At 40.4% G+C, this 22019-nt stretch carries 19 protein-coding genes; 5 read left to right on the top strand and 14 right to left on the bottom strand.

All coding sequences use genetic code 11. The features are described from left to right. Positions 1 to 83: 83 nt before the first annotated feature. The 13 genes from IGI50_RS01580 to IGI50_RS01520 all read right to left on the bottom strand — a co-directional run bounded on the left by IGI50_RS01580 (position 84) and on the right by IGI50_RS01520 (position 16089). The gene (locus tag IGI50_RS01580) at positions 84 to 3794 is read right to left on the bottom strand and encodes a hypothetical protein (RefSeq protein ID WP_438775898.1); all 3711 of its coding nucleotides are present in this window, start codon (positions 3792 to 3794) and stop codon (positions 84 to 86) included. Further along, positions 3787 to 4152, bottom strand: a complete 366-nt coding sequence (locus tag IGI50_RS01575; protein WP_438775896.1) for a hypothetical protein — start codon at positions 4150 to 4152, stop codon at positions 3787 to 3789. The genes IGI50_RS01580 and IGI50_RS01575 overlap by 8 nt, the downstream gene beginning before the upstream one ends. 24 nt (positions 4153 to 4176) lie before the next feature. Then, complete coding sequence (locus IGI50_RS01570) at positions 4177 to 5256, bottom strand: DUF916 and DUF3324 domain-containing protein (RefSeq protein ID WP_438775895.1); 1080 nt, start codon at positions 5254 to 5256, stop codon at positions 4177 to 4179. Between the two features lie 66 nt (positions 5257 to 5322). Then, on the bottom strand, positions 5323 to 6006 hold the full coding sequence (locus IGI50_RS01565; protein ID WP_438775893.1) for a hypothetical protein: 684 nt from the start codon (positions 6004 to 6006) through the stop codon (positions 5323 to 5325). A 376-nt stretch (positions 6007 to 6382) separates the two neighbouring features. Further along, positions 6383 to 7501, bottom strand: coding sequence for a tyrosine-type recombinase/integrase (locus tag IGI50_RS01560; protein ID WP_438775891.1), 1119 nt, complete (start codon positions 7499 to 7501; stop codon positions 6383 to 6385). Between the two features lie 1017 nt (positions 7502 to 8518). After that, on the bottom strand, positions 8519 to 8851 hold the full coding sequence (locus IGI50_RS01555; protein ID WP_438775889.1) for a hypothetical protein: 333 nt from the start codon (positions 8849 to 8851) through the stop codon (positions 8519 to 8521). Between the two features lie 102 nt (positions 8852 to 8953). Then, on the bottom strand, positions 8954 to 9646 hold the full coding sequence (locus tag IGI50_RS01550) for a winged helix-turn-helix domain-containing protein (RefSeq protein ID WP_438775888.1): 693 nt from the start codon (positions 9644 to 9646) through the stop codon (positions 8954 to 8956). A 26-nt stretch (positions 9647 to 9672) separates the two neighbouring features. Beyond that, entirely contained in the window at positions 9673 to 9903 is a 231-nt protein-coding gene (locus tag IGI50_RS01545) for a hypothetical protein (RefSeq protein ID WP_207110805.1), read from the bottom strand. A gap of 11 nt (positions 9904 to 9914) precedes the next feature. After that, complete coding sequence (locus IGI50_RS01540) at positions 9915 to 12470, bottom strand: WxL domain-containing protein (protein ID WP_438775886.1); 2556 nt, start codon at positions 12468 to 12470, stop codon at positions 9915 to 9917. Then, positions 12463 to 12801, bottom strand: a complete 339-nt coding sequence (locus IGI50_RS01535) for an LPXTG cell wall anchor domain-containing protein (protein ID WP_438775885.1) — start codon at positions 12799 to 12801, stop codon at positions 12463 to 12465. The genes IGI50_RS01540 and IGI50_RS01535 overlap by 8 nt, the downstream gene beginning before the upstream one ends. 4 nt (positions 12802 to 12805) lie before the next feature. Further along, positions 12806 to 13852 (bottom strand): DUF916 and DUF3324 domain-containing protein, encoded by a 1047-nt coding sequence (locus IGI50_RS01530; protein WP_438775883.1) that lies wholly within the window; start codon positions 13850 to 13852, stop codon positions 12806 to 12808. Between the two features lie 78 nt (positions 13853 to 13930). Then, positions 13931 to 14590 carry a WxL domain-containing protein gene (locus tag IGI50_RS01525; protein ID WP_438775881.1) on the bottom strand — a complete coding sequence of 220 codons (660 nt, stop codon included), beginning with the start codon at positions 14588 to 14590 and terminating at the stop codon, positions 13931 to 13933. A 380-nt stretch (positions 14591 to 14970) separates the two neighbouring features. Next, complete coding sequence (locus IGI50_RS01520) at positions 14971 to 16089, bottom strand: tyrosine-type recombinase/integrase (protein WP_438775879.1); 1119 nt, start codon at positions 16087 to 16089, stop codon at positions 14971 to 14973. Positions 16090 to 17938: 1849 nt separating this feature from the next. Here IGI50_RS01520 and IGI50_RS01515 point away from each other — a divergent pair. From IGI50_RS01515 to IGI50_RS01500, 4 genes are read left to right on the top strand one after another with little or no spacing between them, the layout of a single operon-like run. Then, complete coding sequence (locus IGI50_RS01515) at positions 17939 to 18154, top strand: hypothetical protein (protein WP_438775877.1); 216 nt, start codon at positions 17939 to 17941, stop codon at positions 18152 to 18154. Next, positions 18151 to 18609 carry a JAB domain-containing protein gene (locus tag IGI50_RS01510; RefSeq protein ID WP_438775876.1) on the top strand — a complete coding sequence of 153 codons (459 nt, stop codon included), beginning with the start codon at positions 18151 to 18153 and terminating at the stop codon, positions 18607 to 18609. Before IGI50_RS01515 ends, IGI50_RS01510 begins: the two co-directional genes overlap by 4 nt. Further along, positions 18609 to 19037, top strand: a complete 429-nt coding sequence (locus IGI50_RS01505; RefSeq protein WP_438775875.1) for a hypothetical protein — start codon at positions 18609 to 18611, stop codon at positions 19035 to 19037. Before IGI50_RS01510 ends, IGI50_RS01505 begins: the two co-directional genes overlap by 1 nt. 42 nt (positions 19038 to 19079) lie before the next feature. Further along, positions 19080 to 19331 (top strand): hypothetical protein, encoded by a 252-nt coding sequence (locus IGI50_RS01500; RefSeq protein WP_438775873.1) that lies wholly within the window; start codon positions 19080 to 19082, stop codon positions 19329 to 19331. 209 nt (positions 19332 to 19540) lie between these two features. Here the strand turns inward: IGI50_RS01500 and IGI50_RS01495 are convergent, their stop codons facing one another. Next, positions 19541 to 19828: a helix-turn-helix domain-containing protein gene (locus IGI50_RS01495; RefSeq protein WP_438777558.1), complete on the bottom strand. Its 288-nt coding sequence runs from the start codon at positions 19826 to 19828 to the stop codon at positions 19541 to 19543. Between the two features lie 227 nt (positions 19829 to 20055). On the opposite strand from IGI50_RS01495, the gene IGI50_RS01490 reads away from it, so the two are divergent. Next, complete coding sequence (locus IGI50_RS01490) at positions 20056 to 22011, top strand: MucBP domain-containing protein (protein ID WP_438775871.1); 1956 nt, start codon at positions 20056 to 20058, stop codon at positions 22009 to 22011. The last annotated feature ends 8 nt before the right edge of the window (positions 22012 to 22019 follow it).

The following is a 22019-nucleotide window of genomic DNA, read 5'->3' as shown; positions in this document are numbered from 1 at the left end:
AGGAATAGTGAGGAAGATTGTTTTCTCACTATTCCTCTTTTTAACGAGAAAAAAGAGTTATTGTATTTGAAATCACCCCAACGTTACGGTTCATTCACCATCAACCATTCAATTTTCCCTTCATAAAACGCGCCTTTCTGAGCCGTGTTTCCTGGAATCAATAGATTCACCGAGTCAAAGGCAATTGCTGTTCTGAATTTTCCTTGTCCTGCAGAAATGTCCGTCGATTTCCATAATTGCGTCGTCGAATGATCGGCAGGAAGTATCGCAGTCGTTTCGCCCAATCCTTCAAAATCTTGTGTTACATCTTGCCACGTTGTGCCATCGGTTGTTTTCTGAAGCTGCTTTCCTAAGGAAAGCTGTGCGCCTGTTAACTCTTGATTGCTGCCATCTTGTGTTCGTAAAGAAGAAAGACGAGCCGCAAAAGACCAATTTGAACTTATGCCAACATTTTCCATCTTAATTCCAAAATCAGTGGTTCCTTGAGTATTCGATAGTCTCGCGTTTGTTCCAATTGAGTTGACCGACTGAACACCAAAGTTAAAGGTCGGTGTATCAGAAATATATAAGCCTGCTTGCCGTGGATTGGTCGTAAACATTCGGGCCGGTGTCTGTTCAGACTCGCCGCCCTGATTAACCACACTGCACTTCACATGATAGGTTTGTCCGGCAGTCAAGTTCTTGATTTTCACAGTAGCTTTTTTATTTGTCATATCAATATCAAATGTATCGATTGAGGGAGATGTCTGATGAGAGCTAATCTCAGAAAAGGCTACACCATCAGTACTCAAATACACTTTTACGTTGTTTGGATGGGCTGCAGGTTGGTCTGGATGATCGCCTGCCGCTTGATAATCCACTGAAAATTCGGCAGTGGCTCCATGCTCCGCAACGGGAGTGTTTAGTGTAGGTGCACTTAAACTAGATAACGCATTCTTCGTGTAAAAATATTCGTTTTCTGCCCCTGCTGGTTGTCCCACTGGACCAACAACTACCTCTTCTGCATTTTTTATTTGTACCCACCCTCGGTACCGAGTCCCAGGAGTTAACCCGGTAATCTGAGTAGATGAGTAGGTCCCATTGGTTGTTGTGGTGTGTTGTAAATTATGCACCCGCGCTGTCCAGTCTTTGTCATTCGTGCCACTGTTATAGGATTCAGAAAAAACGACTCCTTGATTTCCAGTTTGGGAAATATCCCCAGTATAGCTGCCTGGTTTCAATTGAATACTTGTGGCCGTGGCAGTCGCTTGATCAAAAACAGGTGGTGAAATCACTAATGGTACCCCTTTTGTCGTAAGCTCACGAGAAGTTGAATAACCAGACCAAACATTACTGGCATTTCGTACACGATACCGAACATAATACTTTGTTCTAGAATTAAGTTTTGACAAGGTAAAGCTCACACTCTTGTTTCCGGCGTTGATCGTTGGAGTTGTGGTTGCTGGCGTACTCGTCGTGCTAGGTGTCGTCCATGTAGAATTGTCTGTACTTACCTCGATATGGACAGCTGAAGGGTGCGCCGCCACATCTCCTGCATTGTAGGTTGCTGTAATGTCGGCTGTCGCATTGGCTGACGTAGTCGGCGTATTCAAGTTCGTTACTGTTGGTTGATTCACGGTATTAACTGTATAGAAGTAACTACTCCAAGCAGAGTATCTCCATGTGCCTCCGTAATCCTTTATTGCAACGCGACCTTTGTACCGTGTTCCTGGAGTCAGACCTGGGACTGTTATATTATGATAATTTCCTCCTTGAGATACTGTATGCGTTAAATTTGTTACTTTATCCTGAATGGTTGTTCCATCATCTGGAGTCACCTGTACTTTTCCTTGTCCACTCGTTTGAAAAATATCTCCTGTATAGGTAGTACCTGTCATATATATAGCGTTGTGTGTAGCAGTAGTTTGGGTAAATGTTGGCGTATTAAGTGTTAATGTCATAGCTCCCGTAGTAAACTCACGAGAAGTCGAATAACCAGACCAAACATTACTGGCATTTCGTACACGATACCGAACATAATACTTTGTTTTTGAATTTAACTTCGACAGAGTAAAGCTCACACTCTTGTTTCCGGTATTGATCGTCGGAGTTGTGGTTGCTGGCGTACTACTCGTACTCAGTGTTGACCATGCAGAATTGTTTGTACTCGCCTGAACCTCAACAGCTGTCGGATGAGCCGCCACGTCTCCTGCGTTGTAGGTTGCCGTAACAGCGGCCGTCGCATTATTTGAAGCGGTTGGCGTATTCAAAGTCGGGGCTGCGGGTTGATTCACGGTATTCGCCGTATAGAAATAGCTGCTCCAGCCTGAATATTTCCAGTTTCCTCCATAATCCTTTAATGCGGTTCGTCCTTTATACCGTGTCCCTGCTGTCAAACCGGTTACTGCTGCACTATTATAAGTTCCGCCATGTGTCGTTGTATGCCCCAAATTCGTTACTTTATCTTGAACGGTCGTTCCATCATTGGAAGTTACTTGAACCTTTCCTTGTCCACTAGTTTGGAAAATCTCTCCGGTGTATGTTTTTCCAACCATGGGAATAGTGTTATGCGTGGCATCTCCCTGAGTGAACGTTGGAGTAGTAATAGACAGTGGAACTGCAGCTTCTGTGGTAAACCGATAGGGATAAGGAATATATTTAGCTCCAATAGTGGTAGTCCCTGCTGGATTCTGCCATTCTGCGCTTAATGCAATTGGATTTTCATAAAAAAGCCAAACATAATATGTCTTATTTGGTTCTAGGTTTGTCATTTTCGCAGGGCCATAAGTAGCCGATCCATCGTCCCAAGTACTTTTTAGCGGGATCATTACATTCGTACCTTCTGCCTTCAATTCAGCCCACAAATTGGCTGGTAAGTAATCAGCATTTGTTAGACCCCTACAAAGGAAAGTCATACGAGCAACATCTGTACTCCAGTAAACATACCGTTTATAAGTGCTAGCGCTATTGCTATGTCTTTGATGTTTGTATTCAATAGATGCTTCTCTAGTTCCTATATCATGTATTTTCACATAAGTACTTATTCCATTTGAAGTTCCGTTATACACAACATCATTTACAGCTCGTGGACCAATAAACTCAGAACTCTTGTTCACCACGTCATTCTCCGGTTCTGTTGGAGCTACTTGGGTCTCATCGGTGCCCACTTTTGTTTTTGGGAGCTCTTCCCCTTTTTCTGTGGGTTCGACTGGATCAAGAAGAACTTGCCCTTTATGAAACGTGCGTACGACGTGTTGTTCTTCGTCTGTCTCTTCGATGACATATTCTGAAATGATTCGATAGTCCTGATCGTTCAAACTATCTGAAAACTCAAAATTGAAGGAGGAATCGTTTAATACATGGTCCTTCCCATCCTCAAACACCTTCACTTCTTGCCATTCAGTGCTTTCATCTTTTGTTTGCAACGCGATTGTTTTCAAAATTGTTTTGGTGCCATTCGGTGGGTCAGAACCCAAAACGATTTCTCCTTTGAGCGTTTCTTGACTCATTTGTACTTCTACGATTGGATGTGAAGCGTTGTCTTCATCCTTTTTTGATAAGTCTCGCGCTTCGTAGGTTTCCTCCGCAAAAACGTCTTTTTCTTTCTCGTCATTGGCTGGTTCTTCTTCCGAGACCATTGGTTCGTTTGGATTTCCCAACACATCACTAGACAAAGTGGTCAATCCACCAGAAGACTGTTCCGTCTGTTGCGGCTCCTCTGAGTTTTGCGAGATGGCAACACTAATCGCGGGTTGAATCACCATGCTCGATAAAAGACTCACGATTAAAATAAATGAACTTCCTTTTTTACCCACGGTCCTTCTCCCCCTTACGCGCATAACTACCGATGAAGAAAAAGAGGAAAACACCTAATAGCGTGATCCAACCAAGCCGGTAAAGAACCACGTTATATTCTTCTCCAGTCATTGGGAGTCTTTTCTGCTTCGTTTGTACACCATAAGAAACCGCGTAACTTTTTTTCGACGTGACTGTTTTGATTACCGGCAGATCACTTAAGTGATCGTTATCACCAGCTGCTTCTTGAGCAGAAAATGTGACGGAGAAAGCGGTCGTAGAGGTACTGTCTGCACAAGTTTTTGTAGGAGACATCAGAAGAAACACACTACTTACCAAACCGATTAATAAGAAGGTTCCTCGTTTCTTTTTTTTCATCTCTGCACCTTCCTTCTTAGTTATTTATAAGGCTTCCCATTTTTTGCTGCGTACATAAAGGCAACCGATTAAAATAATGCTTGTCAAACCGATTAAGATTACTACAAGCGGCACCCACCCTTGGTAAGTAATGGTAAAACTCGCCTCTTCGTTTATCTTTGTTGCTTGCTTTTCACCAACACTAAAATCTCGTTTCCATTCCCAAGTGTTGGTTCCTGACTTCGCCTTGATAGCTAGTGTATATGCCCCACTTTTAATAGGATCAATTCCCCAATTGGTGGCGAAATCAAATTGCGAATTTGGAGCCATCCGCATATTATTTGCCGTTCGTTTCTTAAGAATCTCACGACTGCCTTTTTTGTACAGCTTCGTTTCAACCGTTAAATCAGTTAGAATTTTGGCTTCTGGATTTTGCAGACGCGCTTGAATCACACGCTTGCCTTGATGAACGGTCGGCTTTACGTCTAAAAGATTGAGGGACGAACCATCATCGTATCGTTCAGAATCTTCGGTGACCAAAAGACCAATCCGATAGCCAAAAGTAGAACGTAAGCCTTCTTTTGTTTCTGAGGAGTCGGCGTTCATCACGCAAATGGCCCCGCCTTTTACCCCTTCAAATCGTTCCCCCGGCGGGGTAACGGTGATCGTCACCTTTTTTTCTTCGTAATTTTGTACCGTGATTTTCTTTTCAGAAACGGAGGTGAGTTCTTCAATGGACTGTTTTAAGGTCTTATCCCTTGTATACTCATCATTATCGTAGTCAATCACACCATTTTGATTCGTGTACGCATTCTTCACATAAATAGACACCGTTGCTGGTTGCACATTCGTACTTCTTATTTTGATCGTTAATTCTTGGGGTTCATTAGGTGTTGCTTTAATAAAGTAAAATCCTTTCTGTGTGTCTATTTGAGTGGTCGTTTGAACAGGCTCAACGGCAAATCCCACATCATTTTGGGGTTGGCTTTCTTTTCCGCCCGTCTCCTTTGTTTCCTCCGCATAACCGGAGGTGACGAAAAGGAAACAACTAGAAACGACCAATAGACAACAAAAAATGTTCTTTAATAGGAATAAAAAATCTTTCTTGAGAAACTGTTTTCCCATAAATGGTTCTCCTTAATAAAAGAAAGAGAAGAGAACAATCCTCTTCTCTTTCACTCAATAAAATGATTAGAATGAATCAGTTAGCGCCCACGTGATATTGCCGTAAAATGCTTGACCTGCAAATGCAGTGGTTGAATCTCCTGCGGCTAATTCCAAAGTCATGGAATTAATCGGTAACGCATACCCATGATCGCTAATACTTGAATCTGTTTTTGCGAGTTCTGTAGATGTTCCATCTAATGTCAATTCTGCAACACCCGCTGCGATTCCACTCCCTACAGTAATGTTCGCTGCATTGGTTGTTGTATTCGCTGCCGTAGGTGCACTTGGAGCAGCCCAATCCTTCATATCTCCAACAGAAACCTTAATTTTCCCTGAGTTGATGACTTGAGAAGAGGCTACTGGGTTCGTTAAGTTAGACGCACTGGCTGACAATGTCCATTCATTGTTTGTCACACTGCTGTCTCTGCCATCATATAGGGCCACATATTTTCCAGTTGTTCCGATAGATTGTGTTAAGGCATTTCCTGCAGTATGCGTATTCCCGAAATCAACAAGGTCTGGCACAAAACGCATTTGTAATACTTCTGGATCTGGATCTGGATTTGTAACATGTCCTTCTGATTCGAATTGAACCCTTACCGGCGTATCCAAGGTATCCGCAAACCCTCCAATACTTCCTGCAAATGCCAACCCCAAAACGGATAGGCTAGCTAAACTGACGACTAACTTTCCTTTTAAATCTTTCATCCTATTTCTCTCCTTTTTTTTGATTTTTTATTCTAAACAGAAAGTGGAGCTTTCTGTTTTAGCAAATGGACTATTTTCTGTTAAAATCTAGTAGTGATACCTCGAATAGATTTAGCCTAACAATACAATTTCTCTTGGTTTTGCAAAAACCAAGTTGAGAGCTAGAATCATTGATACAAAGCTGTTATCGAGGAGCACTTGACGAAAGTTGACGGCGAATAATAAAAAAAGACCGATTGGTAATCGATTTTTTTAGGAACACGCAGCTTTTTAGTAATTGAAATTATTCACCCTTTTAAGTAAGCGTTTTCTTGCAGAATGAAAAAAGAATAACCCAAAATTGTTCTTCCTAAAAATTTTAAAATTTTGCTTTTAGCTATTCATTTACTCTCTGATGCCTTTTCTCCAATTGAACAATCACCTGCATCCGCTGCTCAATCAGGGAATCCGCATAGGTATCTAAGGTTAGTTGTGTAGATGTATGCCCAAGTATTGCACTGACAGACAGAATATCTCCTTGTACCTCCAAGCAACGAGTCGCGAATGTATGACGCAATTGGTGGAAATGGATGTCTCGAATCCCTGCTGCTTCACGTAATTGATGGAAGTAGTAGGTTAACAAGCGTGGTTCCTTTGGGCGATTATTGGTTGAAAAAACATACTGACTCGTGGATTGTCTCTTTAATCGAAGCAGTTTCTTCTTCAATATCGTTCCGAAAGGAACAAGACGCGCTGCCGCTTCCGTTTTTACGGTGTCGTATACGAGTTGGGTTTTCCGTAGCCCATCTACCAAGGCCAGTCGTTGATAGGTATGAGAAACGTGGATTAGATTTCGTTCAAAATCAATATCTGTCCAACACAAAGCAGCAATTTCTCCAATGCGTAAGCCGGTATTCAAGGCTAAGTACGTGGGTAATCCGCGGACTCCACCTACGTTTATAGCAGCGGTTTCCAGCTTTTTTTGCTCTTTTTCGGTCAGTGAACGGATTTTTTGTTTCCGTTCTTTCGGTAATTTAATAGAAGAAAATGGATTCTCCTTTATATGATCACATTTTTTTGCCTTGTTTAAACACTGGCTTAAGATCTGCATAACCACCTTCATAGTCGAGCTTTTTAACCCATACAGACTCCACTGTTGAACCAAGTGATTCCCAGTTTCGTGAGTCAGCTCATTCAGCGAGCGATCTCCAATAAATGGAAAGACATATTTGGTCAACTTGTATTGGTAATTGGCATAGGTGGACAATTTCACGTCCTTTTTAACCGCCCGTAACCATTGCCAGCCCCATTCCTCAAGAAGAATGAATGAGCTTCCTTGCATCGACTGAATGGTTTGATAACGCACTTTTAACGGATAGAGTTTCATTCGTACTTCTCGTAACGATTTTCCATAGACATAGCCGTATTTCACCTGTCCATCAGCTTTTCGTCCTTTACGATAGCGCCCTTCCCAACGACCGTCTTTTCTTTGATAAATATTTTCTCCTCTACGCATAGCTTTCTCCTTTTATTTTGACGGCGAAAATGACGTACTAAGCAAACAGTCATTTCACCGAATATTTTGATTTTGGCCTTTTGACATTTTTTTAATTTCATGTAACTAACCAGACTCATGAGAAATTCGACAGATATTATTAAAATAAAGTTGATTTTTCTGTCCTAATAGATTACAATACAGTTAATATATCCCTATAAAATATTATTTATAATCTTTACAGAAAGCTCATCATCTTGGTTTTTGCAAAACCAAGTGATTTACAGGTTATAATTAATAGTTGCTCAAATTTGTCAGTTATGAAAAACCTCCCCTCGTTCGAGGAGAGGTTTTTTGTTTATCGGTTATTCCTATATCCAACGAATTATCTAAAAACCTTTTATATTCAAAAATAAGGTGTCTCAGATTATTTGAGCTTAGCATGCGTGTGATTCGAGGAGATTCCTAGAAATGTACTTTAAAAGTGCACTTTTTTGTAATGGCTACGAAAAACAAAAAATGAGAACATCAAAAAGATGTCCTCATACGGGGAGTAACCAAGTGCTGTTTATTTTTTGACATTGCCTATTCGAAAGTCAAAATCAAGGAAATGTAGCAGGAGTACCACATATATTAGTAACATTCAAAAGTATCAGCAACTAAAGGAAAAACGAACTTTCCTCAGATTCATAAGGGATAAGTGTTTTTAATAATGTAACTCAATCTGTTTGTGTGACATTCATATTTCTAAGATTTTCGACTTGTTCCCAACTTTTTTCTTCATTGCCGGATACTAAGAAAATCCTGACTTTCAAGTTTTGAACAACTCTATTGTGCTAGATCGAACCAATCATTACTCCAAGATAATCTTAGGCAAGATAGAGTGTACCCTATTGTGCTTTTTTTGTAGGAGTGTATAGCTATTCGTGATAAGTGAAAAGAACAAAATCCTATTAGGTCCATTTTTTTATTCGTGTAAAAGACTTAAAACAGCTATAAAACGCTCATATTTGCGTTTCATAGCTGTTTTATGCTTAATTAAGCGCCCTTTTTTTCCGACGCTTTGTGGGTATTAACGTTCTTTTGTCTCATTTGCCACTTTTTATGACGTTGGTAAGATGTCCAATTTGTTTTTATCATAGCGCCAAAACAGGAGACTCCAATCAAACCATAAATCAGCTGTTTCCGATCTGTAGCCCCTAGGGCTAATAAAACAAATAGTCCAGTTGCTAAAAGATAAAATGTTGTGCGAAAAAAAGCATGCCATATTTTCACTTTTTTTGAGCTAGTCGCAGAAGAAGAGGGAAGGAGACCCTCAATCAAACCAGCAAAAATTAATTCAGCTAGTAATTCAGCTAATACCTCAAACATAGCAGCAACAGTCTCCTTTATTTTACTTTCGAGACATCTGTAGAAGTTGAACGAAGAAATTTGTCGCGTTTTTAGGATCAAGACCTTGATGTAACACTACATTTAATGCTCTTCCATGTACAACTGTTGATAGGTTTGTTCCGACAGGCGATACCCTTGCCCCCAAGAGGTTTCAATGATCTCTCCAGTTAGACCGACTTCTTCTAGCTTCCGCTTCAATTTACTGACTAAGGTCGAGAGTTGAGACATCGTCGAGTGCGTTTTGGGTTTCCTCCACATTTCTCTGCAGAGGTCTTCTCGAGAAGTAACAACGGTCTGGTGTTGATACAAAATCGTCAACAATCTTTCTTCAGATGCGCTCAATGGAAGACTTGATATCGCTAGGTTCTTTTTCGGGTGAACAGGTGAAACATCCGTATTCACTAATCCTGTTTGATCACAAGTCAATTGATCTCGGAGTGTTTCTAACGTTGGGCAACACTTAATCCAATCCGTCAGCCCCAGCTCTTGCCATTCGAGTGTTTGCGTTTCATTCAATTGCTCATCTGTTTTTCTCATAAGAATCAGCGCGTGTCTTTTTAAGGTTGAAACTAAAGTGGCCACTAATTTCGTATCAATGGTTTCACTAAAAATCACTTGATGGTACATCGATAAAAAGCTGTTCGGCACACGATCAGACAAAATACCCTCAATCAAAGAAATGGAAGTGAACACTTCGTTTCCCAATTGTCTTAATTGTTTTTCAAAGTTGTCTTCGTTATCTATATTTTTCGTTAGCAGCAGTATTCTTGTCATGATCGTCCTCCGTCTTTTTTCACTATTTATCGATTTAAGAAGTAATTCAATTGTTCTTGCCAGTTCATATAAAGGAGTACGCCCGCTATAATTGAAAGCAACGAAACAAACAGCAACCCGCAATCCACCAGCAGCGTCGTTCCTTTTCGTCCCACTTTTGCGGAAAGGCGACTGTCTTTAATAAAAAAGTAAGCAAAAGCACTCATTGAAACAAGTGCGACGATCCCGAATACTCCGATCCATACTTGTATTGACATAGCATTCTCCCCTATGGCGTATCATCCAAGGACCACGTTAAGGTCGCGGAATAATACGTATTTTTCTTTCCAGCATTCGCCGGTAACTGTAACGAGACCTTATCGAAAGGAATCCGAAGCTGCCAAGTTTCTGCTCCTTCTCCTGTACCTGCCGTGACTAAAGGTTTTGCCGTTTGACCGGCGACTAAGGTTTCATCAGCCAACACAGTAGATGGCACACCTGTAGGTGTTGGATCAATTGCTTCAGCTGGTGTGTCCCGATCGACAATGGACTCGATCGACATATCTTGCATTCGCAACGAAGTTCCGGCACTGTTTGGCATAAGCTCACTTGTGCTATCTTTAAAATCAGATAGTTGTGCACTAAGTTTCCAGCCGCTATTGACTGTTCGATCGTCTCGCAATCGTGTATAAAACCCTTCAGACACCACTTCAGTATTCGTCAGATAATTGGATGAATGAAGTGAGAAAGTCTGTGCGGTATTCTTCACATCCCAAACACCAAAGCGAAAAGATTCCGGAACCGACAGCAAAGCCATGTCCTCTTGAGTTTTCGGTGTATACGTCTGTTCGTCATCTTTGATCTGAACAGAACAATCTGTTTGGTTTGTTCTTGATTGTGAGTCTTGCCAATCTAATCGTCCGATAGCTTTTAACCAATCATTTACATTACCACTTGCTTTAGTTTTGAATTCAACGGTAAGCGTTTCCCCAAGAGCTAAATCCCCTAAGTTGGTCGTTCCATCAATATCTGAAAGTGACGCTGGTACTCCGTCACGTTTAATACTGCTGGGATCGATCACAAGACCTGTAGGTAAAGTGAGAGTCGCATGAACATTCTCTGCTTTAAGAGGATTGATACTCTTGATTGTCCACTTCCAATTAACGGTACCACCGGATTCTACTTTCTTTTCATCTTCTGGAACTAAAACAAGCTGACTTTCCAAGTCACTAACCGGAGCAAAACGAATGGTTCCATCATAACTTTTAGATCCAGATGAAGCCCCCTCTGTTAAATCACTTCCGGAATAATTAAACTGTAACTCTTTATTATCTAAATCAGCGTATGTTACATTGCCTAATTCAATTTTATCTCCATTAGGTGTGAGAATAGGTGAACCGCCGAGAGATATATTAGAGAGACTTAATCCAGTGCTCGCAGAGGTTTTTAGTAAATCAACTGTCGCGTTTCCTCCAACAATTGGTGGTATACCCGCCTGAATTGACTGATTCGAAGCAGAAAAAAGAGTTAAATTAGTCAACCCAAATGCGCCTGTTATGTCAGTTATTTGATTGTCAGAACAATACAAAGTCTTCAATAACGGATTGGCACTCGCGCTAATTAAATTTAAATTTGTAAATTTGTTACCAACGATAACTAGTTGTTCTAACGAAGAATTATTAGACAAATCTAGATTGCTAATGTTATTACCGGAACAATGTAAAACCTCTAACAATGGATTATCCGTTAAATCCAAGCTATAGTCGCCAAACCGATTATTTTCACAGAACAACTCCCTCAATAGAGGATTAGCACTGAGATTTAAAGAGGACAGTGACGGTTGCCCTGACGTATAATTATATCCACAGGATAGAATTTCCAAAAGAGGACTATCACTTACATCTAAACTGATTATCTTATTTGAATAGCAGGCAAGAGAAATTAACTTAGGTGAGTTGCTCACATCTAAACTTGTTAGCTGATTATTACTACAGTCTAAAGTAGTCAATGAAAGACGATTATTCACATCTAACGCTAACGTCGATAAAGTGTTAGATGCACACCTCAAATTTACAAACGGAGAATTGTCATTTATATCAAGGCTTGTTAACTGATTTCCAGAACAATCTAAATCTGTCAGCAAAGCGTTGCTACTTAAGTCTAGACTAGTTAACTTATTATACTTACACCACAACAGGTCTAATTTCGGGTTGTTAGTAACATCTAGATTTGTTAATTGATTTGAATCACAAGATAAAAAAGTCAACAAAGGATTGTTACTTACATCCAGAGTTGTTAGCTTATTGTAAGCACAGGATAAGGATTCAAGATTTATCGCATATTCGATTCCTTTCAAGCTGGAAAAGTTGCGCATATCCACCTGAATGTGAGTTAAATCCTCCATGTCAGCTTTGGTTAATTGATCTTGCCCTTTTCCGCGACCAGACCAAGCAGCTCCTTTATTTGTAGACAAATTGTGCGTTCGTAAACGTTGTGCAAACTCCGCATCGATATCTACGCCTTCAATCAACGTGACCGCGTAAGGACTGGCACCTTTGGTCGTGGGTTGTTTGTCGGCTTGTTCTTCCTTTTCTTCAGACTCATTGGTCGCTTCCGGTTCTGGGACATCTTCCAGTTTGTCTTTGCTTGGTTCGGTTTCCTTTTCAGGAATAGTTGCTGAATCCTCCGGCTGACTCGCCGCTGGCTCAGTGGCCATCGTTGGAATCGTAGATACAACAGTTTCTTCTGGCACCTCGGTTTCTGCAACGACTGTTGCAGCGCCAGCCCCTAAGCACGGTGCAGCCAACAGACTGACACAAAAGAAAAGACGTAGAATTCTATTCATAGTCCTCCTCCTCTCGCAGCTGCTTGAAGAGGAACAGCCAAAAGACCGCGACTATACATGCAACTCCCCATGCTCGCAGAATGCCAGCTGTTTGATCCCCGGTCTGAGGCAGGCTCTTGGCACGTGTGCCCTGATAAGGTTGATCTGCTTGCCGCGTGGTCAGAGGAATCACATTTTCAGTCGGTTCTGTTGGTTTCGGCGCGGGTTGACCGCCTTCAGACACAAAACCGATTCCTACTTCACTAGTATCTACTTCTTTCCCAACGGCTAGTTGTGGCAGACAGAAAAGAAACAGTCCAACAAAGAGAACTAGGCGTTTCCATCGATTCACATCCTCACTTCCCTTCCTTTTTCCATTTTTGTTGACGAGACAGAAGGTAGCTCACTAAGACAGCTAACGCACCGATCAAGCCAAGTGCCGTCCAAGGCACCCAATTCGGGATGACCACTTTATAGGCGGTTTCCTCATTGATCTTATCCGCGTGTTCTTTCCCAATTGTAAACTCTTTGGTCCATTGCCAAGTACGGCCGTCTCCTTCCGCCTTTCCTGTAAATATGTAGGTTCCAGCTTCAAAGGGTTCCAGCCCTAGAGGGATCTCGAAATCAAAATTAGAATTCGGGGCGACAGAAAAATTCTCAAGTTTCTGTTTTGCCAGTGACTTCTTTTCCCCTTTTCGACGAACGCTTCCTTGAATCGTCATTTCCTGCAGGACCTTCGGTTGATCGTTCTGAATGCGGGCAGCGATCACTTTTCGTCCATTAGACAGCTGTAACCCCACTCGTTTCAAATGAAGTTCTGCCCCCTGATTAAAGGGCTCCTCGTCTTCCGTCAACATGACCGCAATCACTCGCGCGTATTGTGGAATCAAACCGGAGGTTTGTTTGTCTGCCGTTTCGTTCTTTCTCAAGAAACGAAGAGAGCCCAGCTTCACACCAGTAAAAGGTGTTTTCGGTGGCGTGATCTCAAATTCGACGACTTTCTCTTCCTTATTCTTTAAGGTGACCTCTTTCACATCGTCTTTCATGCGAACTACCTTCGTGATTGGATCGGTCAAACTTTGATCCAATTTTGGCTTCTCTTGGGCGTAATCAATGGCGCCGATCGAACTGCTTACCGCGTCATGAATGTTGATTTGAACAGTCACAGGGGCTTCTTGTAAACTCTTGAGCTTGACTTGAATGGTCTGTGTTTGTTCGGGCATGACCGATAAATAAAAATAGGTCTTTGTCCGATCCACTTGATTCTCTGGAATGATACTTTCCACTGAAAATCCCATCTTTTCTTCCGTCCCTGCTTCGTCCGCGAAACTCCGTGTTGGAAATAAAAGCAGACACAGAAGAAAGTAACATACAAGTGTTGAATACATGACTTTTTGTCTCACAGGTGGCCTCCTAACTATTCATCCAAAGATGAAAAGGGAGAGGAGTTTCACTCCTCCCCCAAATGGTTACTTTCTTAATTAGATCGTGTCATCCAATGACCAAGTCAATGTCCCTTGGTATTGTTCGCCCACTTGTGCGGCATTTGCAGGTACTTCTAATTCAATGTTATCCATTTCCATAGCCGATTGACCTTGGAATGTCCCTGAACCTGTGCCGTCTTGCATCACAGTCACTGCTGTTCCGCCAGCATTGACTGTTTGGCTAGCCGCTGAGATTGTTGCTGTGCGTGCCCCAGCTGCAATGATTGAACCAGGTGCTTCTGGCGCGTTTGTGCCTTGGTATCCTTGAAGAACAGAATCGAATTTCAAAATAGCGCCTGTCAAGGTCTGAGTAGCAGCCGCATTTTTCAATTCAGTTAATTGAGCCGTTAATTTCCATTCATCTGTTGCCCCAGCACGTGTATCGCTGATCACGGCATATTTTTTATTCCCTGTGATCTCTGGGAAATCTGCAACAACCGTATTCACCGTATTTGCATTGTGGAAATCAAGTTTCAATGGCGCCCATTGAATTTCTAATGGTCCAGGGGTTGTCCCAGGTCCATGTCCAGTAAAGCCGATCCCTACTTCAGTATCCGCGTTGTCTACTTCTGCAGCCGACACATTCAGACCTCCTGCCACACAAATACCGACCAAAGTTGCGCTTGTTACTAAACCTGCCAATAATTTTTTCTTCATCTCTTTTCTCTCCTTGTAATAAAATAGTTTAATATATCTAACATGTGCGAAAACGCACAATTGATATTAAAAGAAACAAGTCGTACAATAAATATATTCAAGGGACACCGTTCTTTTTTTAGAATGTCCTTTTTTCTCTTGGTTTTAACAAAACCAAGCTGAATGCTAGAATCATTGATGTCATGCTCTTTTTTATGAGGGCTTGACGAGAGTTGACGGCAAATAGTGAAAAAACACGCTTGACGAACGTTTTTCTTTTAATAACAGCTGACATTTATTCAAAGGAAACAATTCGCTCTCTCAGTAAGCGCTTTCTTGAAAAACAAAAAAAGAATAACCGAAAATTCTTCCTTAAAAAATTTTTTCATTTTTGCTTTTAGCTATTCATTTACTCTTTGAAGGTGTTTCTCCAATTGAACAATCACCTGCATCCGCTGCTCGATCATTGAATCTGCATAGGTATCTAAGGTCAGTTGTGTCGAGGTATGCCCAAGGATCGCACTAACAGACAAAATATCTCCTTGTGCTTCCAGACAACGCGTCGCAAACGTGTGACGCAATTGGTGGAAATGGATGTCTTGAACCCCTGCTTTTTTTCGTAATTGATGGAAGTAGTACGTTAACAAACGTGGCTCCATTGGGCGATCATTGGTTGAAAAGACATATTGACTCGTGGATTGTCTTTTTAATCGTAGCAGTTTTCTCTTCATTATCGTTCCGAAAGGAACGAGACGTGTCGACGCTTCCGTTTTCACGGTGTCATACACGAGTTGGGTTTTCCGTAGCCCATCCATTGACGCCACTCGTTGATACGTATGAGAAACTTGAATCAGATTTCGCTCAAAATCAATATCTGTCCAACACAAAGCAGCGATTTCTCCAATACGTAAGCCGGTATTCAAGGCTAAGTACGTGGGTAATCCGCGGACGCCGCCTACGTTTATCGCCGCTGTTTCTAGCTTTTCTTGTTCTTTTTCGGTCAGTGAACGAATTTTTTGTTTCCGTTCCTTCGGTAATTTAATAGAAGAAAAAGGATTCTCCTTTATATGATCACCTTTCTTCGCCTTGTTTAAACACTGGCCTAAGATCTGCATAATCACCTTCATGGTCGAGCTTTTTAATCCATACAGACTCCATTGTTGAACCAAGTAGTTCCCGGTTTCGTGCGTCAGCTCATTTAACGAGCGATCGCCAATAAATGGAAAGACATATTTGGTCAACTTGTAGTGGTAATTCGCATAGGTGGATAGTTTTACGTCTTTTTTGATGGCACGTAACCATTGGCAGCCCCATTCTTCCAAAGGGATACATGAACTTCCTTGCATGGACTGAATGGTCTGGTAACGAACCTTTAACGGATACAGTTTCATTCGTACTTCCCGTAGGGATTTCCCATAGACATAGCCGTATTTCACCTGTCCATCAGCTTTTCGTCCTTTACGATAGCGGCCTTCCCAACGACCGTCTTTTCTTTGATAAATATTTTCTCCTCTACGCATATCTTTCTCCTTTTATTTTGACGGCGAAAATGACGTACTAAGCAGCGAGTCATTTTCCCGTTTATTGTGATTTGGAACATTCGAGTGTCTATTAATTGCTTATAACAAACGAGATTCAGAATAAATGCGACAGTTATTATTAAAATTAAGTTGATTTTCCTGTATCGTTCGATTACAATATAATTAATAAATGTATATACACCGTTATTTATAGGCTGTAACAACAAGCTGTTCCCTTGGTTTTGTTAAAACCAAGAGATTTGATGGTTACAATTAATAATTATTTGAATTTATAAGTTATGAAAAACATCCCCTCACTTCGAGGAGATGCTTTTTTTTATTCATCCAATCATTTCTCCTATGTCTAGCGGTTCTCTAAGAATCCCTCTCTTCCCAAACAAGAGTTCTTAGAGAATGGAGTTTAGCATGCGTATGCTTTAAGTGGTTTCCTAAAAATGTACTTTAAAAGTACATTTTTAGGAAAACCGATAAAAACAAAAAAAGGACCTCAAAAAGAAGTCCTTTTATCAAGAGTTATCAAACGAAAGTTAGTCGTTTCCAGTGTTTATTCGAAATTTTACCATCAAGGAAATATGGCAGGAGTATAGTACATTGACGCGCTAGAGGAGAAATAGCACGCGATCAAACCCTCTCTTTTTCAGAATAGGTTTTATTAAATGCTTCTTTCTCTCTTAAAGAAGAGAATCTCTCCACTTATTTTCTATTCTTTGAATAAATTTAATTTTATTTCCCCGTTTAATAAAAAATGGAGCTAAGGACAGAACATTCACAGTACCTCTAAAGGAGTTATTGTGAATGCATTGTAACCACGCCATATAAATAGGAAAATTTCCGCCAATTAAAAATAAAAGTGACAATCGGCCAAAGGAAAAACAAGCTTTCCTCAAAGCCGCAAGGGATAGAGCTATTTTGTCGAATGTTACACAATCCGTTTGTGTTACATTCAAAATCAACTTCTGATCGTTAACAAACTGCTGTGTGGCTCTCCTTTTTCTACGCGCAATTTGCAAACTATTTGTTAGCACGTTGACAGCAAATTGCTAGCACTTTGTTAACTGATTCCTCTCGTATATCTTTTTGCTAGCAATCTGCTAAAACTTTTAATCATTCTGCTAGCAATTTGCTAAAACCTTGCTTGCACCTTCGTGCAGCCAATCAACTTATTTTTTTCCTGCAACATAAAAAGTTGATGGGTCCCCGCTCCATTCGCGAAATTCGTCTTTTAACTCACCCCAGAAAATCTTGCTCACTTCGCCCCACCACCTTTTTGAGATTGTTATTTGTGCGGTCTCGCCGACGGCCTCTCTTGCGCAGAAACGCAGCAAATTCATCTATTGCACGCTAACTCCCCAATGCCCCAAACCGCAAATCACCACACTCATGACCCACAAGACCCATGACATACAAAAAATACCTAAAATCATGGGGGCATGTCTCCACACCTTTGTTGGTACGAAAGGTTTTCGACAGGGGTGTGGTAACCATGTTACCATACCTCTCGGCAAAATTGAAAATTCATATTGCTCACAAATCCCGCCGCGAAAGGGTTTTAGCGTATGTACCCTAGGGTGTGGTACATTTGACACGCTATCGATGGCCCATCGGGGAAAGAGCATAAGGGGTGTGTATGTCTAAAAATGCTCCGCCGCATTTTTCTCCATCCGGCAGTGGCCGGCCCCACCCCTTACTGCGGAAATCACTCAGCCGTGATATTCCTTGTCCTCATTAGCATTCGGATGCTCCATCGGCTTGCGCCGCGTTATTTTAAGAGCTTTTTTCGACATAAATGTCGACTATTAGATGTATGTCAAAAAAGGAGGAATTATCAATGATGCAACTGACTTTATTACAACTAATTCTTGAAGCGATATCTGCTGAAACGTATGCGCTCATTATTCTAGCTATTATCTTTTATACAACGTACAAGTTTGTGTCAGGAAAATATCGGGATTATAAAAATAAACGAGACGCATATCGCAAATATTGGAGACAACGTATCGAAAAAAGCGAAAAGATAAAAAGAGAAGAGGCTGATAGAAAATGAACGACAACGTAATCTGCGAAGAGATCATGACGTTGAAACAAGTGAAAAGAAAGCGTAAAAATAAGGACATTCCAGAAAAGATTACGTCGTCGTTTACCCTTGCACAATGGATGTCAAAGCTAATTGGAAGCGAGTGTCAAGAGCATCTGATCGTTGTTTGTTTAGACACTAAAAATCAAATTAACAGTTACGCGACGGTTTCAATTGGATCGTTAAATCAATCCGTCGCACATCCAAGAGATATCTTGCAGCGAGCTTTGCTATCGAATTCGGCGCGGATCGCCATTGTTCATAACCATCCGTCAGGACATCAGGCACCATCGCGAAACGACGACAGCTTTACCGAACGAATCGCGAACGCTTGTGGAATTATTGGAATCGACTTGCTCGACCACATCATAGTAACCGATTCTAGCAAGTATTTTTCATACAAAGAAGAAGCGAGGATTTTGTAATGAGTAATGTAAGCGTATTGACAACGCGTGAAATCAAAAAGATCATGAGTCAAAACCGAACATTGTATTTGTCGTATCTCATTGCAGATAAATATATTAGCAGATACGATGACGAAACTGTTGATTTGCTCAAATGCTATTATTTGAAACAAAAATGTTTTTGGTCGCAAAAATCATGCGAAGGAACTCATGTGTTTTCAGTTGAACTAAATTTTGCGACCAACATTTTGGCTGTACGCAGCCGGATAAATACGAAATTTTATGTATGTCATGGAACGTTTAATCTGTCAAACGCGGGCGATTCGACACTCATTCAGTTCGTCGCGGGGCTATACGTGTTTGAATATGAACGACGTCTTGATGAAATGATCGGTAAATTCAAACTCGATGAACCCTCATCAATCGACGACTATGAATATCCTTTTTAACAATAGTGTATAATTGAAAAAAAAATCGGAGGTAAACTACATATGACCAAAAAGCTAACAACTGCTGAACGAACAAAATTAGAAAAAGAAATCTACGACATCATGATGAACATAGATAAAAACGAAACCATCGAAGAATCCATAAATGACTATAGCCGAGCAGGTGAAATTCTGGTAGCACTCAACCTTTTAAATCCAGCACATCAGAATATTCCAGAGGTTGTTGTACGTGTATACATGTATCACCTTGCGAATAAAATCAAAAAAATCGCAGGAAAATCGAGAAAAAAATGATATGATTTGACACGTATGTTAAAATTAATTTTATACAAGAATTTTTCACAAAACGAAAATTAATTCATGATCTCACTTACTATTTACAACCCAAAAATGCTTGATTATTATTGACTTAGCCGTTAAACGGTTGAGTCTTTTTTTTTATTGTTTTTCGGCTTGAAGTTCGAGGAAAGAAAAAAAAGCTACTTCGGCAAAAAGCAACTTTTTTATGACTGATATAAATCTAGGATACCTCTTATTAATTCTAAGATTTTTTCTTTTTCTTTTGATTCTTGTATTCCTTGAATTATTTTGAAAATTTCAGGCGATCTTTCCTCAACTTCCAAAAATGAAAAGAACTCGCTGCTCGTCATAGACAACCCAGCAATAATTTTTTCAAGCGTGTTTAACGTAATATTGATCTCATTACGTTCAACACGACCCAAATATGTATCATCGATGTCAGTACGAACCGACAATTCAGCGAGCGTCATTTTCCGTTCTTTTCTATAAATTCGTATTTGTCTTGAAATTTGATCATTTAAAATAGCACATCACCTCACCTCTCATCATCTATGATAGTTTTAATTAACATCAAAAATCAGATGATAAATATATTATTCTAGTGTAGAATGTGCTATATATGTATTCTTTCGATGCTGATTATACATTGATATCAGTATTGAAATCATTTGTCCAAAATTTTGCACCAAAATCTAATAACAAAAAGGAGATTTAATGAATGAAAAAGAAGAAGATTTTAGCACTAATGGTTTCAACTTTTGCACTCGCCACAGCATCCCTCGCCTTTGCAGACAAAGCAAATGCCGCTGACATGCACCGTTTGTACAATCCAAATTCTGGTGAACACTTCTACACAGCAAATACAGGAGAAAAAAACAATCTAACAAAGGTCGGATGGAAATCGGAAGGTATCGGATGGATAGCACCAAATTCTGGTAATCCTGTTTATCGCCTCTACAACAAAAATGCTGGCGATCATCACTACACGATGAATGCAAATGAGAAAAATAATTTAGTAAAAGTTGGCTGGAAATATGAAGGCGTCGGATGGTATTCAGATACAAAAAAAGCTATTCCGCTCTACCGCGCGTATAATCCAAATGCGAAAGCTGGCTCACATAACTACACAGTAAATTATGCGGAACAAAAGAATTTGTTAAAACACGGTTGGCGAAACGAAGGAATCTCGTGGTATGGAATTAAGAAAACGACTGCACCAACCCCTGTCACAAAATATACGGTGACAATCAAGCATGTTGGTTCTGATGGTAAAACACTAAAATCATCAACAACTAAAGTGGATAAAGGCAAATCGTACACAGCAAAAGCAGAAAGTTTTAGTGGCTATACTTTAAAAGGTAATAATTCTCAGACTGTCACCGTAAATGCGAACAAAACAATCACCTTCAACTACACTAAAAATGCTGTTCAAAAATTCAATGTCACCGTCGTTCATAAAGGATCTGATGGCAAAGAATTAAAGAAAACGACAACAGCCGTAGAAAAAGGCAAATCATATACAGCCAAAGCTGAATCATTTAGCGGCTATACCTTGAAAGGCAGCAACTCTCAAACGGTGACAGTTAATGCCAATCAAACGATTACATTTAATTACACTAAAAATGCAGTAGCACCTGTAAAATATACTGTAACCATTAAACACATCGGTTCAGACGGTAAACTGCTCGGAAATCTAGGCGATATCGTTGAAGCTGGAACATCATACACAGCAAATGCCGCAACTGCGGGATTCGTAGGCTACACGCTGGATGATGTCAAAACAAAAACCGTAGTTGTAAACAAAGATACGACTATTACCTTCAACTATAAAAAAGATCCAGTTGCACCTGTGAAATACAAAGTAACTGTAAACGCGATGTGCGATGGACAAGTCATCAAAACACGCAGCGAAATGATTGAAAAAGGTAAACAATACACCGCTTTCGCTGAGGAAATCGAAGGCTACGGATTAAACGAATACAACGTTAAAACGGTAACTGTAAACAGTGATACAATCATCACTTTCGATTACAAAAAAGTTGAATTAGTCGATACCTTCAACCTTAAAATCTACGTTGACGATGAGTATTATACAACTCTCGTAAAAACAATCAAAAAGGGTGAATCGTATCAACCTTCCACCAAAAACTTAGGCTTAGACGAAAACATCTATGACCTATCAAGTAGTGTCACATATCCTGTAAAAAACTGGGTCGGTGGAAAAACTTACGACTATGAATTCGATGTGTACACTTACAAAACATTATCACCAGCAGAAACAGTAAAATGTCGCAACACAATTATTACAAAGGTAAACGAATTACGTGCGCAATACAGCCTAGCGCCTGTTAGCGAAATGAGTCAATTAACAACAGCCGCAAATGTTCGCGCACAAGAAATTTCTACATTATTCGAACATATTCGTCCTAACGGATCAGGCTATATGTCTATACTAGATCAATATTCTATCGAATACGATATGTCTAGTGAAAACATCGCAGCACGACACACTGATATACGCGATGGCGAAAAACTAGGAAACTATCTATTCAATCAGTGGCTCAATAGCCCCGGACATAAAGCCACAATGATTCACCCAACATTTACAACTATTGGTGTAGGTCTGTATGTTGAAAAGAACGAAGTTTACGCAACACAGCTTTTTATTTACTAGACGAGGGA

This window comes from Enterococcus sp. DIV0170 (assembly GCF_051710765.1).
GTDB lineage: Bacteria > Bacillota > Bacilli > Lactobacillales > Enterococcaceae > Enterococcus_A > Enterococcus_A raffinosus.
This window is presented reverse-complemented; position numbering and strand designations above follow the sequence as displayed.

Excerpts from the sequence above, each read along its gene's own strand:
- IGI50_RS01490 (WP_438775871.1), top strand. The coding sequence starts at position 20,056 with ATGAAAAAGAAGAAGATTTTAGCACTAATGGTTTCAACTTTTGCACTC.
- IGI50_RS01560 (WP_438775891.1), bottom strand. The coding sequence starts at position 7,501 with ATGCGTAGAGGAGAAAATATTTATCAAAGAAAAGACGGTCGTTGGGAA.
- IGI50_RS01565 (WP_438775893.1), bottom strand. The coding sequence starts at position 6,006 with ATGAAAGATTTAAAAGGAAAGTTAGTCGTCAGTTTAGCTAGCCTATCC.
- IGI50_RS01545 (WP_207110805.1), bottom strand. The coding sequence starts at position 9,903 with ATGTCAATACAAGTATGGATCGGAGTATTCGGGATCGTCGCACTTGTT.
- IGI50_RS01540 (WP_438775886.1), bottom strand. The coding sequence starts at position 12,470 with ATGAATAGAATTCTACGTCTTTTCTTTTGTGTCAGTCTGTTGGCTGCA.
- IGI50_RS01505 (WP_438775875.1), top strand. The coding sequence starts at position 18,609 with ATGAGTAATGTAAGCGTATTGACAACGCGTGAAATCAAAAAGATCATG.
- IGI50_RS01520 (WP_438775879.1), bottom strand. The coding sequence starts at position 16,089 with ATGCGTAGAGGAGAAAATATTTATCAAAGAAAAGACGGTCGTTGGGAA.
- IGI50_RS01510 (WP_438775876.1), top strand. The coding sequence starts at position 18,151 with ATGAACGACAACGTAATCTGCGAAGAGATCATGACGTTGAAACAAGTG.
- IGI50_RS01555 (WP_438775889.1), bottom strand. The coding sequence starts at position 8,851 with ATGTTTGAGGTATTAGCTGAATTACTAGCTGAATTAATTTTTGCTGGT.
- IGI50_RS01500 (WP_438775873.1), top strand. The coding sequence starts at position 19,080 with ATGACCAAAAAGCTAACAACTGCTGAACGAACAAAATTAGAAAAAGAA.
- IGI50_RS01525 (WP_438775881.1), bottom strand. The coding sequence starts at position 14,590 with ATGAAGAAAAAATTATTGGCAGGTTTAGTAACAAGCGCAACTTTGGTC.
- IGI50_RS01550 (WP_438775888.1), bottom strand. The coding sequence starts at position 9,646 with ATGACAAGAATACTGCTGCTAACGAAAAATATAGATAACGAAGACAAC.
- IGI50_RS01515 (WP_438775877.1), top strand. The coding sequence starts at position 17,939 with ATGATGCAACTGACTTTATTACAACTAATTCTTGAAGCGATATCTGCT.
- IGI50_RS01575 (WP_438775896.1), bottom strand. The coding sequence starts at position 4,152 with ATGAAAAAAAAGAAACGAGGAACCTTCTTATTAATCGGTTTGGTAAGT.
- IGI50_RS01570 (WP_438775895.1), bottom strand. The coding sequence starts at position 5,256 with ATGGGAAAACAGTTTCTCAAGAAAGATTTTTTATTCCTATTAAAGAAC.